At 69.2% G+C, this 15,944-nt stretch carries 16 protein-coding genes; 4 read left to right on the plus strand and 12 right to left on the minus strand.

From position 1 onward, the window contains the following. Nucleotides 1-194: 194 nt before the first annotated feature. On the minus strand, nucleotides 195-449 hold the full coding sequence (locus G1H10_RS12440) for an Rv1322 family protein (RefSeq protein ID WP_163737681.1): 255 nt from the start codon (nucleotides 447-449) through the stop codon (nucleotides 195-197). On the opposite strand from G1H10_RS12440, the gene G1H10_RS12445 reads away from it, so the two are divergent. After that, nucleotides 450-2,567 (plus strand): MMPL family transporter, encoded by a 2,118-nt coding sequence (locus tag G1H10_RS12445; protein ID WP_163737683.1) that lies wholly within the window; start codon nucleotides 450-452, stop codon nucleotides 2,565-2,567. 96 nt (nucleotides 2,568-2,663) lie between these two features. Then, nucleotides 2,664-3,443 (plus strand): SDR family NAD(P)-dependent oxidoreductase, encoded by a 780-nt coding sequence (locus G1H10_RS12450; RefSeq protein WP_163737686.1) that lies wholly within the window; start codon nucleotides 2,664-2,666, stop codon nucleotides 3,441-3,443. 60 nt (nucleotides 3,444-3,503) lie between these two features. Here the strand turns inward: G1H10_RS12450 and G1H10_RS12455 are convergent, their stop codons facing one another. From G1H10_RS12455 to G1H10_RS12470, 4 genes are all read right to left on the minus strand, one after another. Beyond that, on the minus strand, nucleotides 3,504-4,274 hold the full coding sequence (locus G1H10_RS12455) for an MIP/aquaporin family protein (RefSeq protein ID WP_163737688.1): 771 nt from the start codon (nucleotides 4,272-4,274) through the stop codon (nucleotides 3,504-3,506). 49 nt (nucleotides 4,275-4,323) lie between these two features. Beyond that, nucleotides 4,324-5,457 (minus strand): glutathione-independent formaldehyde dehydrogenase, encoded by a 1,134-nt coding sequence (locus tag G1H10_RS12460; protein ID WP_163737691.1) that lies wholly within the window; start codon nucleotides 5,455-5,457, stop codon nucleotides 4,324-4,326. Nucleotides 5,458-5,550: 93 nt separating this feature from the next. After that, nucleotides 5,551-6,072 (minus strand): DnaJ family domain-containing protein, encoded by a 522-nt coding sequence (locus tag G1H10_RS12465; protein ID WP_163737694.1) that lies wholly within the window; start codon nucleotides 6,070-6,072, stop codon nucleotides 5,551-5,553. Between the two features lie 42 nt (nucleotides 6,073-6,114). Further along, a complete protein-coding gene (locus tag G1H10_RS12470) occupies nucleotides 6,115-7,746 on the minus strand; it encodes a PucR family transcriptional regulator (RefSeq protein WP_163737697.1) in 1,632 nt (543 codons plus the stop codon). Between the two features lie 133 nt (nucleotides 7,747-7,879). Here G1H10_RS12470 and ald point away from each other — a divergent pair, with 133 nt between their 5' ends. Beyond that, nucleotides 7,880-8,998 carry an alanine dehydrogenase gene (gene ald / locus G1H10_RS12475; protein ID WP_163737700.1) on the plus strand — a complete coding sequence of 373 codons (1,119 nt, stop codon included), beginning with the start codon at nucleotides 7,880-7,882 and terminating at the stop codon, nucleotides 8,996-8,998. 42 nt (nucleotides 8,999-9,040) lie between these two features. Here ald and G1H10_RS12480 read toward each other — a convergent pair whose 3' ends face one another. The 3 genes from G1H10_RS12480 to G1H10_RS12490 form a co-directional block, all read right to left on the minus strand. Then, entirely contained in the window at nucleotides 9,041-10,252 is a 1,212-nt protein-coding gene (locus tag G1H10_RS12480) for an FUSC family protein (RefSeq protein WP_163737703.1), read from the minus strand. A gap of 46 nt (nucleotides 10,253-10,298) precedes the next feature. Further along, nucleotides 10,299-10,712, minus strand: a complete 414-nt coding sequence (locus G1H10_RS12485; RefSeq protein WP_163737705.1) for a VOC family protein — start codon at nucleotides 10,710-10,712, stop codon at nucleotides 10,299-10,301. A gap of 104 nt (nucleotides 10,713-10,816) precedes the next feature. Further along, complete coding sequence (locus G1H10_RS12490; protein ID WP_163737707.1) at nucleotides 10,817-11,119, minus strand: winged helix-turn-helix transcriptional regulator; 303 nt, start codon at nucleotides 11,117-11,119, stop codon at nucleotides 10,817-10,819. Between the two features lie 210 nt (nucleotides 11,120-11,329). Between G1H10_RS12490 and G1H10_RS12495 the strand changes: the two genes are divergently transcribed. Further along, on the plus strand, nucleotides 11,330-12,223 hold the full coding sequence (locus tag G1H10_RS12495; RefSeq protein WP_163737711.1) for an NAD(P)-dependent oxidoreductase: 894 nt from the start codon (nucleotides 11,330-11,332) through the stop codon (nucleotides 12,221-12,223). Here the strand turns inward: G1H10_RS12495 and G1H10_RS12500 are convergent. The 4 genes from G1H10_RS12500 to G1H10_RS12515 are packed head-to-tail and all read right to left on the minus strand — an operon-like array spanning nucleotide 12,198 to nucleotide 15,933. Then, nucleotides 12,198-12,965 (minus strand): class I SAM-dependent methyltransferase, encoded by a 768-nt coding sequence (locus G1H10_RS12500; protein WP_163737714.1) that lies wholly within the window; start codon nucleotides 12,963-12,965, stop codon nucleotides 12,198-12,200. The genes G1H10_RS12495 and G1H10_RS12500 overlap by 26 nt on opposite strands. Continuing rightward, entirely contained in the window at nucleotides 12,962-13,780 is an 819-nt protein-coding gene (locus G1H10_RS12505; RefSeq protein ID WP_163737719.1) for an ABC transporter ATP-binding protein, read from the minus strand. Before G1H10_RS12505 ends, G1H10_RS12500 begins: the two co-directional genes overlap by 4 nt. Then, on the minus strand, nucleotides 13,777-14,787 hold the full coding sequence (locus G1H10_RS12510; protein ID WP_163737721.1) for an ABC transporter substrate-binding protein: 1,011 nt from the start codon (nucleotides 14,785-14,787) through the stop codon (nucleotides 13,777-13,779). Before G1H10_RS12510 ends, G1H10_RS12505 begins: the two co-directional genes overlap by 4 nt. Before the next feature lie 36 nt (nucleotides 14,788-14,823). Further along, nucleotides 14,824-15,933, minus strand: coding sequence for a FecCD family ABC transporter permease (locus G1H10_RS12515; RefSeq protein ID WP_163737724.1), 1,110 nt, complete (start codon nucleotides 15,931-15,933; stop codon nucleotides 14,824-14,826). Between the last annotated feature and the right edge of the window lie 11 nt (nucleotides 15,934-15,944).

Below are 15,944 nucleotides of genomic sequence, written 5' to 3' on the forward strand. Positions count from 1 at the left end.
ATCTGGGCCCCCCCCACACGTCGGGCGGGTCCCCATTGTTACGGGGGGGGCGCCGGGTGGTGCGGGGCGCCCGACCTTTTTCGTGTGGCTCGCGTGCTTGTTGAGCCTCAGCGTCGTTTCAGAGCCATCAAAGCCGCCGTATACGCAACGGACACTCATCAAGCGCGCGCGTTGCCGCGGTCGCGGCCGTGAGCTCAGCGCCGACGACGGCGGGCGCGGGCGTTCCAGCAGCCGGTGTGCCAGTGCCGCCGTTCATCGATCCCCGCACCCGTGAACGTCGAACTCTCGGTGGGCCACGCGACGATGTGCGGTGTCGCGGGCCTGATCAGCTGGTCACAGCCCGGACATCGGTACGGCTTGGTGGAGGCGCTGCCGGTGATGCGGCGGACCACCCAGTCTCCGTCGGGCCAGGACTCAACGTTCTCGTGCACCTGGATATCGTCTCTCATATGTTTGATCGCTGGGGCCGGGCCGTCGCCAGGCGTCGCCGATCTGTGCTTCTGGTGGCCGTCGTCATCGCCATCGTCGGTGGAGGTTTCGGGGTCGGTGTCTTCGACGCGACGGTCCAGGGCGGATACGAGGATCCGAACAGTGAGGCAGTCCAGGCCGAGCGGTTGATGGAGTCCGACCCGGCCGTGACGTCCGCCGACGTGGTCGCCGTCTACCGCGCGCCGGACGGCGGACGTGTCGACACCGAGGCGTTCGGTTCACGGGTCCAGGAGGCGATCGACCGTCTGCCGGAGGATGCGGTCGCCGGCGCGACGACCTACTGGGATTCCGGGGCGACCTTCCTGATCAGCGACGACGGTCGCAGTGCGCTGGCGCTGGTGACACTGGCCGGCGCCGACTCCAGCGAGAAACAAGAGCAGCTGGACGCGGTCGAGGAGATCCTCCAGGTCGAGGGTGCCCGCACGACGCTGACCGGCCCGGTACCGCTCGAGTCGGCGATGTCGGAACAGACCAGGGAGGATCTCTTCCGGGCCGAGGCGATCGCCCTCCCGGCGACGATGATCCTGTTGATCATCATCTTCGGCGGCCTGGTCGCCGCGTCGCTGCCGGTGCTCATCGGCGTGCTGACGGTTCCGACCGCGTTCGGAGTTCTCCGGTTGATCGCCGCCGCGACCGAGGTGAACGAGTTCGCCGTGAACGTGGCGGGCCTGCTCGGCCTCGGGATGGCGATCGACTACGGGCTGTTCATCGTCAATCGGTTCCGGGAGGAGCTGGCTGCCGGGAACGACACCGAGAGCGCCGTGGCACGCACCGTCGGCACGGCCGGACGCACGGTGGCGTTCTCCGCGACCCTGCTGGTGGTCGCGCTGTCCACGCTGCTGCTGTTCCCACAGAACTTCCTAGTGTCGCTCGCCTACGGCGGGATGGGTGCCGTCGCGCTGGCGGCGGTGGTGGCGCTCACGGCCATGCCGGCGATGCTCGCCCTGCTCGGACACCGTGTGGATGCCGGCCGGGTCCGCGTGCTCAGGGCCGAGCGCACCGAGCGGACCGCGTTCTGGTCGCGGCTGGCCGACGGCGTGATGCGGCGACCGATCCTCATCTCGGTGCCGATCCTCGCCGTCCTGGCCGTGTTGATCTCACCCTTCCTGAACACCACCTTCGCGACCCCGGACGAGCGGGTGCTTCCGGACGGCAGCCCGGCGCGCGTCGCCGTGGAGGAACTCGAGGCCGGGTTTCCGGCCATCGGAGGCGACAACATCGAGGTGGTGATGCACGCCGACGACGGCGATGTTCCCGACGACGCGGCCGCCGCCTTCGCCGAACGCGTTCAGGCCCTGCCGGACGTCACAGCCGTCGAACGCACCAGTCCGCCGCAGGCGTCACTGGTGGTGTTCGAGGCGCAGTACGACGGTGATTCGACCGGCGGCCCCGCTCAGCGCGCGGTGGACGACATCCGGGCACTGGAGCCGCCGCCAGACGCCGAGGTGCTGGTCGGCGGCATCACCGCACTCGACACCGACAGCCTGGACGCGATCGTCGAGCAGCTGCCGCTGATGGCGCTCGTCTTGGTCGGCGCCACGTTCGTCCTGTTGTTCCTGGCGTTCGGCTCCGTGGTGCTGCCGATCAAGGCGGCGATCATGGCGGCGGTCAGCCTCTCCGCCACGTTCGGCGTGCTGACCTGGATATTCGTCGACGGGCACGGGGCTGGGTTGCTCAACGTCACACCCCAGCCGATGGTGCTCGGCATGGTGGTGCTGATGGCAGCGGTCATCTTCGGGCTCTCCACCGACTACGAGGTGTTCCTGCTGTCGCGGATCGTCGAGGCGCACGCCGGTGGCGCCGGCACGGAGGAAGCCATCCGCATCGGGTTGGTCAAGTCCGGCCGGGTGATCACCGCCGCGGCGTTGCTGCTGATCGTGGTCACCGGAGCGTTCTCGCTCTCCAGCATTCAGATGATGCGATTCGTCGGAATCGGCATGATCTTCGCGTTGGCGCTGGATGCGACGGTGATCCGCATGCTGCTGGTACCGTCGGTCCTGAAGCTGATGGGTCCGGCCAACTGGTGGGCGCCGGGACCCTTCCGCCGGATCCAGCGCCGCCTCGCCCTCCGGCATTGATATCCATATGTTCGACGGGCTGTCGGCTCCCTACTGAGCTCTGACTCCGGGTCGTTTCGCCGACATGCCGCACACAACATCGAGAGGAGCATGTGCATGGCTGTGGCATCGCACGTGGTGACGGGAGGCGGGCGTGGTGTCGGCCGTGCCGTCGTGGAGCGGCTGCTGACCGGGGGCGACCGCGTCGTCGTCGTGGAGGTCGAGCACGAGCTGCTCGGCTGGGTCGACGATCATCCGGCCAAGGATCGCATCCATGCCGTCATCGGCAGCGCCGCCGAGGAGGACGTCGCGAACCGGGCGGCGGAGCGTGCCCAGGAGGGCGCCACCCTGTCCGGCTGGGTGAACAATGCGGCGGTGTTCCAGGATGTCTCGCTGCACGACGGGGACCTCGCCGCCGTGCTCGGCGCCATCGACGTCAACCTCCGGATGGCCGTCACCGGCTGCGCCGTCGCGGTCCGGACGTTCCTGGACGCCGGCACCGCCGGCGCGATCGTGAACCTCTCGTCGCATCAGGCGCAGCGGCCCGTGCCCGGATGCCTGCCGTACGCCACCGCCAAATCGGCCATCGAAGGGCTGACCCGGGCCGTCGCCGTCGACTACGGACACCACGGCATCCGCGCCAACGCGGTGGCTCTCGGCACCATCGCGGTCGAACGCTACGTGAACGACGTCGCCAGGTTCGGAGCCGAACACGGCTCGGCCTGGGCGCGCCAGACGGAGATGCTGCACGCCCTGGAGCGGGTCGGACGACCGGACGAGGTCGCGGGCACGATCGCGTATCTCCTCTCCGAGCAGGCGAGCTTCGTCAGCGGCACGGTCATCCCCGTCGACGGCGGCCGGGCCGCCCTGGCGCGGGAACCGGAGCTCCCGCAGTAACGACCCGGCGCCGTCGGCCTCCCGGCGGCGGCGCACCGCCCACCTGCCTGCCGGCCCCCGTCAGGCGGGCAACTCACCCCGCTGCAACAGCTTGTCGTAACAGAACGCTCCCAGCACACCACCCAGCGTCGGCGCGATCAGGTAGAGCCACCAGTGGGAGAAATCGGCCGCCACGATCATCGGTCCGAGCGTCCGCGCCGCGTTGAACGATCCGCCGGAGACGTTCAGGGTCACGATCACGCCGGCGGCGATCGTCAGGCCGATGGCCAGTCCGGTCCCTGCCGCCGTCGCACGCTCGTCGACCGCCGTCGCCATGACGACGATGACCAGGATCGCACCGAGGATCACCTCGGTGGCGAAGGCGGCGCCCCAGCCTCGATCACCGACCGCGGTGGTTCCGAGATTCACCGGATCCTCCCGTGCGACCCCGCTGAACATCATCCACAGCGCGAGTGCGGCGAGAACCGCTCCGGCCAGCTGTGCGGCGAGGTAACCGGGAACGAGCCGCCACGGGAACTTCCCTACCGCGGCCAGCCCCACGGTGACGGTCGGGTTGATGTGCGCACCGGAGACGTGCAGGAATGCGTAGACGCAGATCAGCACGGCGAAACCGAAGGCGATCCCGATGGCCAGCGCCGCCAGCGGCGGGAGGTCCACCGGACCCCCGACCGGCTCCTGCAGCGCCACCACCGTGCCTGCACCGAAGAACACCAGGATGAAGGTGCCGACGATCTCGGCGCCTACCGAAGCCAGCGCCGCTACCGGCGGAGCTCGGCGTGCAGCTGCTTGTCGCTCCGTCGTCTGTGGTTCCGTGGCCGCCTCGTCACTCATCTCAACCACCTCCTTGTGGACGAGCACCGGGCGGCGGCCCCGCCCGTTCTCAGGCGGCGGGCTTCAGCACGACCTTCGAGTAGCCTTCCTCGCGCCGGTCGAACCGGGCGTACGCGTCCGCCGCCTGGTCGAGGGGCACTTCCTTGGAGACCACGAAACTCGGCTCCGCCTTACCTTGGATGATCAGATCGCGCAGGAAATCCGAGTACATGCGCGAGTTGGCCTGGCCGGTACCCATCCGCAGGCCCTTCTCGAAGAACTTGCCGATGTCGAACAGCAGCCGTCCCTGCGCGGCGTTCTCGTCCGGCGCGCCGGGATCGGACGTCAGGTACAGGCCGACCACGCCGAGGGTCCCGGTCGGCCGCACCGTGTCCACCACATTGTTCAGCACCAATGCGGGCTGCTCTTCGCCTTCGGCGACGGTGGCCTGGTAGCCGACGGCGTCGATGCCCTTATCCGTCTGCCCGCCGTTGCGATCCTTGATCTGCTCGACGGCGTCGCCCTTCGAATAGTCGATCGGCACCGCGCCGATCCGCTCGGCGAGCCGGAGCCGGTCCGGCACCTTGTCCACCACGTAAACGGGGGCCGCTCCGCGGATGATGGCCGAGTACGCCGCCATCAGGCCGACCGGTCCGGCGCCGTACACGGCGACGGTCTCTCCAGGACGTACGTCGGCGAGCTGGGTGGCGTGGTAGCCGGTGGCGAAGATGTCCGCCAGCATGGCGAAATCCTGCTCGTGCTCCTCGCCCGGCGGAAGCTGGACGCAGTTGTAATCGGCGAACGGCACCCGCAGGTACTCCGCCTGCCCACCCCGGTACGGGCCCATGCCGACGTAGCCGTAGGCACCGCCCGCGCCCGGCGGGTTGACGGTCAGGCAGAACGCCGGGTTGCCCCCGCGACAGTTCTTACAGAACCCGCACGCCACGTTGAACGGCATCACGACGCGGTCACCCTGATTGACGGTGGCCACACCCGGTCCGACCTCCTCGACGACGCCGAGGTTCTCGTGTCCGAAGACGATTCCCGGCTCGGCGGCCGTCCGTCCCTCGTACATGTGCAGATCGCTGCCGCAGATCGCCGTGGTGGTGATCCGGACGATGACGTCGGTGGGATCCTCGATACGGGGATCGTCGACCTGTTGGACCTCGATCTCGTTCGGTCCTTGATACACGACGGCACGCATGGCTCCTCCTCTTGGAGACGCTTTGCTCCTGTTGACGACGCTTTGCCCCGGGCCCTACCCGGTACCGGCTCGGGTATGCGCCGCCCCCTGGCGCTACCTCGCGCGCCGCCGGAGGAACCGCCACCACCTGCGGCGACGTTCTCCAGCCGGGAGAGCATCGACGCCCGCATCCGTGGCGTCGGAGCTCACCTCACACCGGGGCGTGGCCGTGACGCCCCGGGCCGCACGCCAGCCTTCGACGATCTCGTCGACGTCGGCCAGCGGAACGATGATCCGCGGACCGGACGGGGCGCGCAGATGCTCCTTAATCTGCTGGTTGAGGGCGATCACCGCGTCCCGCACCGCCTGCTCGGTGCGCAGGTCACGCACCGTCTCCGGCAACCGGGCGAGCTCCTTGCGCAGCCGCAGCGGCGTCGGAAGCGCGTCTTCGGTGGAGAGCCCTTCGCTCTCCATCTTCTGCCGGATCCACCACATCTCGTCGTCGGACCGGCCGAGGTTGGTGAGCGGCTTGCCGGTGCCCGGGAGATCGTCGAACTCCCCGCGCTCCTCCGCCTCGCGGATCTGCTTGTCGATCCACGATTCGAAGCTCATGCCCCCGGGCTTGCGCTCGGTCATGGCTCCATTGTGCGAGGCACGACCCGCCCGGTGGCCACCGCCCTACGACCCTGTCCGCGAGCGGCCATCCAGAATCAGCATCGCCACATGCAGGGACGTGACCGACTCGGCATGCGACAGGCCGACACCGAGCACCTGCTCGATCCGGGCCAGGCGCTCGTACAACGCGGGCCGGGACAGGTGTAACGCAGCCGCCGCCGCGCTCTTACGTCCGCCGTGATCCAGATATCCGCGCAGGACGTTCATCAGTGTGGTGCCGTGCTGCTGATCGTAGGTGCGCAGCGCCCCTAGCTCCCGCTCCGCGAAGGCCAGCATGCGCTCGTCGTCACCGAGCAATCGCAGCAACCCGGGCAGCCGGACGTCCTCCAGCCGGTGGCAGTCGACATCCGCGCGGGTCGCGGCCCGCGCCGCTGCGGCGGCCACCTGCCGGGCTTCATTGAGGGTCCTGCGGGCGGCCTGCACCGCACTGACCGTCGTACCGGCGGCCACCAGCACCGGTACCGGGCGTGGCGCGGACGCGGCGGCCCGGCGGATCCGCCGCGCGAGCCCGTCGACGGTGCCGGTGCCGTCGGCGGTGCGCGGCAACGACAGCAGGCAGAGCACCGCCTCGTCGTCCACCACACTGGCGAGCATGGGCAACTCCGCGGCCCGGGCAGCGGCGGCAGCCACTTCGGTGAGGTCGCGCAGCTTGGGCGCGGACGGCGCGTTGTCGTCGGCGGGCAGGACCACCAAACCGACCAGTTGCCGGTCCGGCAACGGCACGCCCGCCGCGGCACAGCGGGCCAGCACCGCGTCGTCCCACGGGCGTTCGGCGGTGAGCGCGGCCAGCAGCGTCCGGTGTGTCTGCCGTTCGAGGCTCTCCCGATCCCGGGCGGCCAGGCGCTGCAACGCGAGCGCCGACGCGCCGCGCTCGGCAAGGACGACGAGCCGCTGCGGCGGCGTGTCCGGACAGACGATGATCAACCGGCCCCAGTCGTCGCCGCGGGCTCCGACCACGGTCACCAACCACCCGGTCGCCTCGTCATAGGCGGTGCGTTCCACCGGCGCCACCGACCTGGACCGGCGTTCCCAGCCGGAGATCAACTCGTCGACGTCGACGTCGATGTCGTCGTCGCCGGCGTCGAGGTGGAGGATGTGGTGCCGGGTGGACTCCAGCACGACCGGGTAGCCGGCCAACCTGCGGATCTCGGCGAGGATCTCGCCGGGTTCCGCGCCGGCGATGCTCAGCTCGGTGAACGTCTGGTGCATCTGTTCGGCTGCCCGCAGTTCGCCGAGTTGCGCATCGACCACCAGTTCGCCGATCGCCTCGGTGACCCGGGCGAAGCGCACCTCGCGCCGCCAGATGACCAGTGGCAGGTCGACGTCGTCGCACGCGTCCAGCATCGGTGCCGGCAGCTCCGACTCCCAGCGGCGACCGAGCTCGACGATCAGCCCGGCGGCACCGGCCTCGACCAGATCGGCCACGTACGCCGCGAGCCCGGCGTCATCCGACGGCAGCGCGATGCCGGTGGTGAGGACGAGGTCACCGCCGCGCAGCAGGCGCGCGATGTCCGACACCTCGGCGGAGTGGCTCCACCGTACGCGCCGATTCAATCCATCGACCCCGGCCACCACGTGTGGTCTCCCCTGGCGGACGGCGGGCAGCGACAGCACCTCCGCCACCGTCGGTAACATCCAGGAGTCTCCTGACAGTCTGTCGTGAATTGCTTGTAACGCCGACAGAATGCCGGTTGCCGGCTCCACAGGCAAGTTGTTCGATGAGTACGCGCGCCGCCCCGTCGAACCCCCACAAGCCTGAGGAACTCTCATGAAGGTCGGTATCCCCCGCGAGGTCAAGAACCACGAGTACCGCGTCGCCGTCACACCGGCAGGCGTGCGCGAGCTGTCCGAACGCGGCCACGACGTGTACGTCGAACGGCACGCCGGCGCCGGGTCCGCGATCGGCGACGACGACTACCTGGCCGCCGGCGCCAAGATCCTCGACACCGCCGACGACGTCTGGGCCGAAGCGGAACTGGTGCTCAAGGTCAAGGAGCCGGTGGCCGAGGAATACCCACGCATGCGCGCCGGCCAGGTACTTTTCACCTACCTGCACCTGGCTGCCTCGCGCGCCTGCACCGATGCGCTACTGGAACGCCGCGTGACCGGCATCGCCTACGAGACGGTCCAGCGCGCCGACGGCGCTCTGCCGCTGCTCGCCCCGATGAGTGAGGTGGCCGGCAGGCTGGCACCGCAGGTCGGTGCGTATCACCTGATGCGGTCCGCCGGAGGGCGCGGCGTGCTGCCCGGCGGGATTCCGGGCGTCCGGCCCGCCGAGGTCGTCGTCATCGGCGCGGGCGTATCCGGGATGAACGCGACGGCCATCGCGGTCGGTATGGGCGCCGCCGTCACCGTGCTCGATCTCGACGTCGACAAGCTCCGGGCGGTCGATGCCAGATATACCGGCCGAGTGCGCACGGTCGCCGCGAACGCGTACGAGATCGAACGGGCCGTCCTGGGGGCGGACCTAGTGATCGGGGCTGTCCTGGTGCCGGGGGCACACGCGCCACGGGTGGTCACGCTCGACACGGTGGCGCGGATGAAGGCCGGCGCCGTGCTGGTCGACATCGCCGTCGACCAGGGCGGCTGCTTCGAGGGAACCCGTCCGACGACGCACGACGCGCCCACCTTCGCCGTGCACGACACGGTGTACTACTGCGTGGCGAACATGCCGGGCGCCGTCCCGGCGACCTCCACGCACGCGCTGACCAATGCGACGCTGCCGTACGCACTCCGGCTGGCGGACCTCGGCTGGCGAGAGGCGGTACGACACGACGACGCGCTGGCCCGCGGACTGAGTACGCATGACGGCCGGCTGCTCAGCGCGCCCGTCGCAGCGGCATTCGATCTTCCCCACGACGACGGGCTGCTGGGCGCCGGGCGGTGACCGAGCCCTTGGTGGCGGGCAGCCACCAGGATGGACATGCTGTCATCCGCGACGGCGGCCGTCCGCATCGCCGGTCGCCGCCTCCGCCTCCGCCTCGCCGTCCAGGTCGGAGAGATCGGGTATCTGCCGCGATCCGGATCGGAGCAGATGGCTGAGCAGCCGGTCCACCTCGATCAGGAGAGTGCCGCAGTCGGCGATGGTCCGGGCGTCGGACGGGTGAGAGTCTCGCAGCATGCCAGACAGGTCGTCGAGGCGGTCGAAGGCCGCCTCGAGCGCCCCCCGCAGGTCGCCGTCCGTTTCCTCCAGAAGGCGGTGGTATTGACCGAACAGATGCACCGCCTCGGCTGCCGAGTCCAACAGGTCGGCGTACTGCGGCAGGAACTCGCCCAGGAACGTCTCCTTGATATCCCCGTCTTCGCGCTGCCGGGCGAACCGGAGCGCGAGCGTGACGCCCTGCAACTCCCCGGCGGACCGGCTGACCGCGTCGATCGCATCCCGGTAGTCGGTGAACACCGGCCGCTCGCGGTATCTCAGGCGCCGTGGGTTGAGGCGAGCGTTCTCCGCCTCGAAATCGATCTCCGTGCGCGCCCGCTGCACCGTGTCGGTCATCCGGTCGGCACGCTCTCGCCACGCATCGGCGTCGGTGAGCGGATCATCCTCGCGCAATCTGCCCGCGATCTCGTCCAGCATGTCGGCGATGGCGGAGCAGACGTTGTCCACGGCTTCCGCGGCGTCGGCGAACCGGATCGGTCGCACGAACGCGAGGTTGGTGACGGTCCCCACCACGGCACCGCACACCACGGTCAGCAGCAAGCTGACCAGGTAATCCATATCGTTGCCGCCTCCGGCCGCGAAGGTGAAGATCCCGACGATCGCCGCCTGCGGGCCGAACTCCCGCAGCCGGGGCCACTGACCGATGATCAGCGTCAGGGTGACCAGGACGGCCAGCGTCCACACCGTCTCCCCCAGAGTCAGACCGATAAGCCCGGCACACGCCAGCCCGACCACGACGGCGACCATGTAGCGCAGTGCATGCAGCACGGAGCGGTAGACGGTCACCTGGACCACCAGCAGTGCGGCGAACGGTCCGAAACTCGGCACCTGCGAATCGAGCACATACACCGCGAACAGGTAAGACGTCAGGCTGGCAATGATCCCTTTGATGACCTGAATCAGCGCGCTGCGTTCATCACCGCGCCGTCTCCATGCCCGCTGCACGGATTCGCGCGCCTGTCCCAATCTCGCCCAGCGCATGGGCAGGATGTTCCCCGCCGGGCGAGTCCGAAACGCGAGCGACCGGTCAGTCGGATGTGACGATGTCGACCATCCAGGCCACCCCGAAGCGGTCGACGCACATGCCGAACACGTCACCCCAGGGCGCCTTCTCCAGCTCCATGGTCACGGTTCCGCCTGCGGAGAGCTTGTCCCAGTAGGCGCGGAGCTCGGCCTCGTCGTCGCCGCTGAGCGAGATCGAGATGCTGTGTCCCTGCACGTATTCCATGCTGTTCGGGGTGTCGGCCGCCATCAAGACCAGGCCGCTCTCCGTCTCCAGCATGGAGTGCATGATCTTGTCCTGCTCGGCGGGGTCATCGCTGGCCTGGAACTCGGCGAAGGTGTTCATCCTGAGCTCGCCGCCGAAAACCGATTGATAGAACTCCATCGCCTGCCGCGCTGTGTCGCGGAAACTCAGGTACGGATTGAGACGGGTCCCCATGACGAACTCCTTGTCCGGCCGATACCTGCTCATTATGCGCCGCGTATGCGCCGGTGGGGAGGTGTCGCGGGCGCACGATCCGTGATCGGCGCCGGATGAGCGGCTCAGTGCTCGACGCGCTGCGCACCGATGAGCTCCATACGCTTCATCCCCCACTCCCCGAGCGGCTCCAGAGCCGCATTGAGCGAGACCCCGAGTTCGGTCAGCGAATACTCGACCCGGGGCGGCACCTCACGGTAGACCTCGCGGTGAACGATCCCGTCCTCTTCCAGTTCGCGTAGCTGCTGAATCAGCACCTTCTCGGAGACACCCGGCAGGCCGCGCCTGAGCTCACCGAACCGGCGCGTGCCCTTGTTGTCCAGCTCCCACAAGATCAGCGACTTCCACTTTCCGCCGACGACGTCCATCGCCGCATCGATACCACACACATATGGTCCGCATCGCACGTTCTGCACCGCACACCCCTGCCGCCTCGACACATACCTGACGGTAAGTATTGCACGAGAAAGTAGGTACTTGCCGTATGGGCGGCACAGGTCCACGCTCGAGTTCAGCACCTTGCGGCCGCAAGCGCGGTGCCGCACCTTCCACATCCCTCGACTCAGGAGCCATCACTCATGACCCACTCCCCGGACGCCTCCGTCACAGTTCTCGGCCTTGGCGCGATGGGCCGGGCCCTGGCCTCGGCATTCGTCCACGCCGGCCTCTCCACCACGGTCTGGAACCGCTCCGTCGGCAAGGACACGGAGCTGGTCGACGCGGGCGCGCAACGCGCCACGACCGTCGCTGATGCGGCGGCCACCGGTGGGCTTGTGATCGTCTGCCTGCTGAACCACGCGTCGATACACGAGGTACTCGACCCGGCCGCGCACGAGTTGCGCGGACGTGCGGTGGTGAACCTGACCAGCACCACGCCGGAGGAAGCCCGCGAGCTGGCCGCATGGGCCGCGGACCACGGCATCGACTACCTGGACGGCGGCATCATGGCCACGCCGGACATGATCGGCGGCCCGCATGCCTCCATCCTGTACAGCGGCTCGACGCACGTCTTCGAAGAGCATCGCCAGACTCTGGAGCTGCTCGGAACGGCCGAGTATTTCGGCGACGACGCCGGCCTCGCCGCACTCTGCGACTTCGCACTGCTGGCCGGCATGTACATCATGTTCGCCGGCTTCTACCACGGCGCGGCCATGGTCCGCAGCGCCGGAATGTCCGCCAAGGACTTCGCCGGCCGGGCGGAGGCATGGCTCACCACCGTGGCCGGCTCATTCGCTGAGCACGCTGTCCGCATGGACAGCGGCGACTACTCCACCTCCGACGAGCAGACGCTGGTCTTCACCAAGTCAGCGGTCGATGCCATCGTCCGGGCCAGCCGGGATGGCGGGGTCGCGCCGCACGTGATCGGGCCGGTGAAGGCGCTCGTCGACCAGCAGGTCGCCGATGGGCACGGCATGGAGGCATTCGAGCGGATCTACGAGGGCCTCATCACCGGGCAGGAGAGCGACCGGTGATGAGGTACTGCATCCGCACGTCGTGGCCGTCCGCGACGCCGAACCGGCGGTCGAGTTCCAGCAGCTCGGGTAACGGCTGCACGGTGACCGCCTCGAACCCGGCGGCGCGGATCCGGGCCGCGGAGTCGTCGATCGTCGCCGATTCGGCCAACGGCAGCGCCGCTACCACCGCGCGGTTGTAGCGCTCGGCGAACTCCGGGAGTGCTCGGGTGGGGTCGCTGGCCACCCGGCTCTCCTGGATGCCGTCCGGGAACCACGTGCTGTCCACCACGGCGAGCGTGCCGTCGCGGCGCAGAAGGCGCAGCCAGCGCTGGACGGCGAGCTCCGGAGTGCGCAGCGTCCAGAGTACGTAGCGCGCCGTGACCGCATCGAAGCTTCGCGGCTCGACATCCGGATCCACGGCGTCGCCCGGGAGGAAGACCGGCGGCCGCTCCAGCCCGCCGGCCTTGGCTCGGGCCTGTTCCAGCATGCCCGGCGCCAGGTCGATACCGACCACGTCGTACCCGAGCTCGGCCAGAAGCAGCGCCACGTGCCCCGTGCCGGTGCCCACATCGAGGATCCGCGCCGGGGACGGCGGCAACGCCCGGCTCCACACGTCCACCCAGGCCGCACGGATCTGTGCGTTGGAGACTTGGCGGACATGGTTCGCGTTGTAGCTCGCGGCCCGGTCGTCCCAGTAACGGTTGATGGTGTGCTGCACGTCGGCTGCGACGTTCGTCGCCGACGCGGACTCTCCGATCACGTGGTGCTTCCCGTCCTCGTCCGTTCTTCTTTCCGGTTGCCGTTCGATCCGGCGGCGACGAACGCGGGACTGAACAGCAGCTGGAAGCCGTCCTCGGTCTCCACCCGTTGCACGCCGATCTGGTAGACCGGTTCCAGCACCTCGGCACGGAGCACCACATCCGGCGGGCCGGCAGCCGCGACCCGTCCGGAGTCCAGCAGGATCAGCTCGTCGCAGTACCGCGCGGCCAGGTTCAGATCGTGCAGCACCACCACCGTCGTCACCTCCAGCTCGCGTACCAGCTGCAGGATCTCGTGCTGATACCGGATGTCCAGATGGTTGGTCGGCTCGTCGAGCAGCAGATGCCGGGCGCGCTGCGCGAGCGCACGAGCGATCAGCACCCGCTGCTTCTCGCCCCCGGAGAGCCGGCCGAACGCACGGTCGGCCAGGTGGCGCGCTCCCACCCGGGTCAGCGACTCCGCGGCGATCCGGAAATCCTCGCGCGTGTGCCGGGCGAACGTGGACAGGTGCGGAGCCCGGCCGAGCAGCACGACGTCGGCGGCGGTCAACGGCAGTTCGGTATCGCCCTCCTGCGCCACCACGGCCATCCGCAGCGCCAGCTCACGCGGCTTCATCGACGCCACCGGCTCGTCGTCCACCTGGACTGTCCCCGTCCGCGGTTCCAGCGCGGCGTAGAGCGTCCGCAGCATGGTGGTCTTGCCGCTGCCGTTGGGCCCGATCAGACCGACGATCCGGCCGGCATCCGCGGTCAGCGCAACGCGGCTGACCACGTCGACGTCGCCGTAGGCGAACGAGACGTCGTCCGCGCGGATCATCCGCCACCACCGAAGTGCTCGGCGATCCGCTCCAGGCCGTCGATGGAGACCGGCGTCGGCGGTTCGGTGAAGTTGAACAGCTGGACGAGGATGTCGTCGTTGGCGACGGCGGTCAGCGACTCCGCTCCGGGGAGGTTGACCACGGCATCCTTCACCGGCCCCGGCTCACCGTCAACGTGCAGCAGCACCAGCACGTCCGGGTCGCGGGAGATGAGCTGTTCCAGCGTCACCTCGAAGACACGCTCGTCGACGTCGTCGAAGACGTTCTCGAACCCGGCCGCCTCCAGCTGCGGGTGCGCCATGCTCTTATTGCCGTAGGCGTAGCCACTGCCGCCGCCGACCGTCGGATACAGCACGGCCGCGGTGCGGCCGCCGCCCTGCTTTTCCGCGGTGGCTCGCACGTCCTCGACCCGGCCGTTCAGCTCGTCGACGAACGCGTCCGCCTCGTCCGTGCGGTCGAAGATGCGCCCGTACGTCTCCACCTGCTCGTAGATGTTCTCGAACGTCGTGGCGCCCTCGGCGTCGGCGCAGAATGTCGGTTGTTCGAGGACCTGAATGCCGGCGTCGGTGAGACCGTCGCGGCTCATGCCGTCCGGCAGCCCGAAGACCAGATCGGGTTCGGCATCGATGATGGTCTCCAACGAGATCTGCAGGTGCCCCTTGTCGTCGAGTTCGTCGCCCATGGAAGGGATCTTCTCGATCGCCGCATTGGTCTCGGCATCGTAATAGGCGGGCGGGAACGCACCGGCCCGCAGCACCACCGAGTCGAGCACGCCCAGACCCTCGAGGATCGTCACCGGCGCGCTTTCCAGCAGGATCACCCGGCTGGGTGGCTCGTCGAAGGTGACGTCGATGCCGCAGTTCTCCACTGTGACCGGGAACCCTTCGGCGCTCTCGCCGTCGGTCGACGCCGCGCCGGCGCCGCCGCACGCCGCGATCGTCGACGCCGCGGCCGCTGCCAGCAGGGTGATCCGAACTCGGCTCCGTCGTCGCGTCGTGGACTGCATGCTGTGCGTCTCCCCAAGATCGAAAGGACGGTTCGGTCAACCACTGAACGCGTGGAACCGGCGGACGAGGATGAGCAGGAACGGAGCGCCGACGAGCGCGGTGATGATGCCGATCGGCAGCTCCTGCGGCTGAAGTGCGACCCGCGCGACGACGTCCGCCCATACCAAGAAGATCGCCCCGATCAGCGCGGCGACCGGTATCACGCGCCGGTGCACCGCTCCGACGAACCGTCGCGCGATGTGCGGGATGACCAGGCCGACGAAGCCGATCCCGCCCGCTGCGGCGACGACGGCGCCGACGCAGAGCGAGACGACCACCAGCAACCGCACCCGCAGCGCCGTGGCCGGCACCCCGAGGGTGCGCGCGGTGTCATCGCCGATGGCGAGCGCGTCGAGCTGCCGGCCCCACAGAGTGAACAGCCCGATCGCCGCCGCGGAGATCACGACGACTGTCACGAACGCGACCGACCAGCGAGCCAGCCCGAGCGAGCCGAGCAGCCAGAACAACACCGAACGTGCACCCTCGGCGGAGTCCGACGCGAAGATCAGGAAGCTGGTGGCCGCATACAGCGCGTAGCCGACCGCCACCCCGGCCATGAGCAGCCGCAGCGACGTGATCCGGCCACCGGCACGGGCCACCACAAAGACGACGATCGACGCCCCGAGCGCACCGGCGAAGGCACTCGCCGAGAGGGCGTTCTCCCCGAGACCGGCGCCGAAGCCGAACAGGATCGCCCCGGCGGCCCCGGTGGACGCTCCGGAGGTGACGCCCAGCAGGTACGGGTCGGCGAGCATGTTGCGCACCATCGCCTGGAGCACGACGCCGCTGACGGCGAGAGCAGCGCCGACGACCGCGGCGAGCAGCACCCGCGGCAGTCGGACCCGCCAGACGATCGATTCCTCGGCCGCGCTCCAGGTCACCTGCTCCGGGACGCCGGTCACGTGATGCAGGATGATCCGGGCGACGTTGGCGGGGCTGACGGCCACCGCGCCGATACCGACGGCCAGCAGCAGGCTGACGACCAGCCCGAGGCCCAGTCCGGCGATCCAGGTGACGGTGCGGCGGCGCCGGTCGGCGTGGCCGAGGTCGTCGTCCGGCGTCGTCTCGGCGAGGAACGGGGGTTCGGCCCGCGTCTCGACCGTCACCGTCGCCTTCC

Source organism: Phytoactinopolyspora halotolerans, assembly GCF_010550675.1.
Taxonomy (GTDB): Bacteria; Actinomycetota; Actinomycetes; order Jiangellales; family Jiangellaceae; genus Phytoactinopolyspora; species Phytoactinopolyspora halotolerans.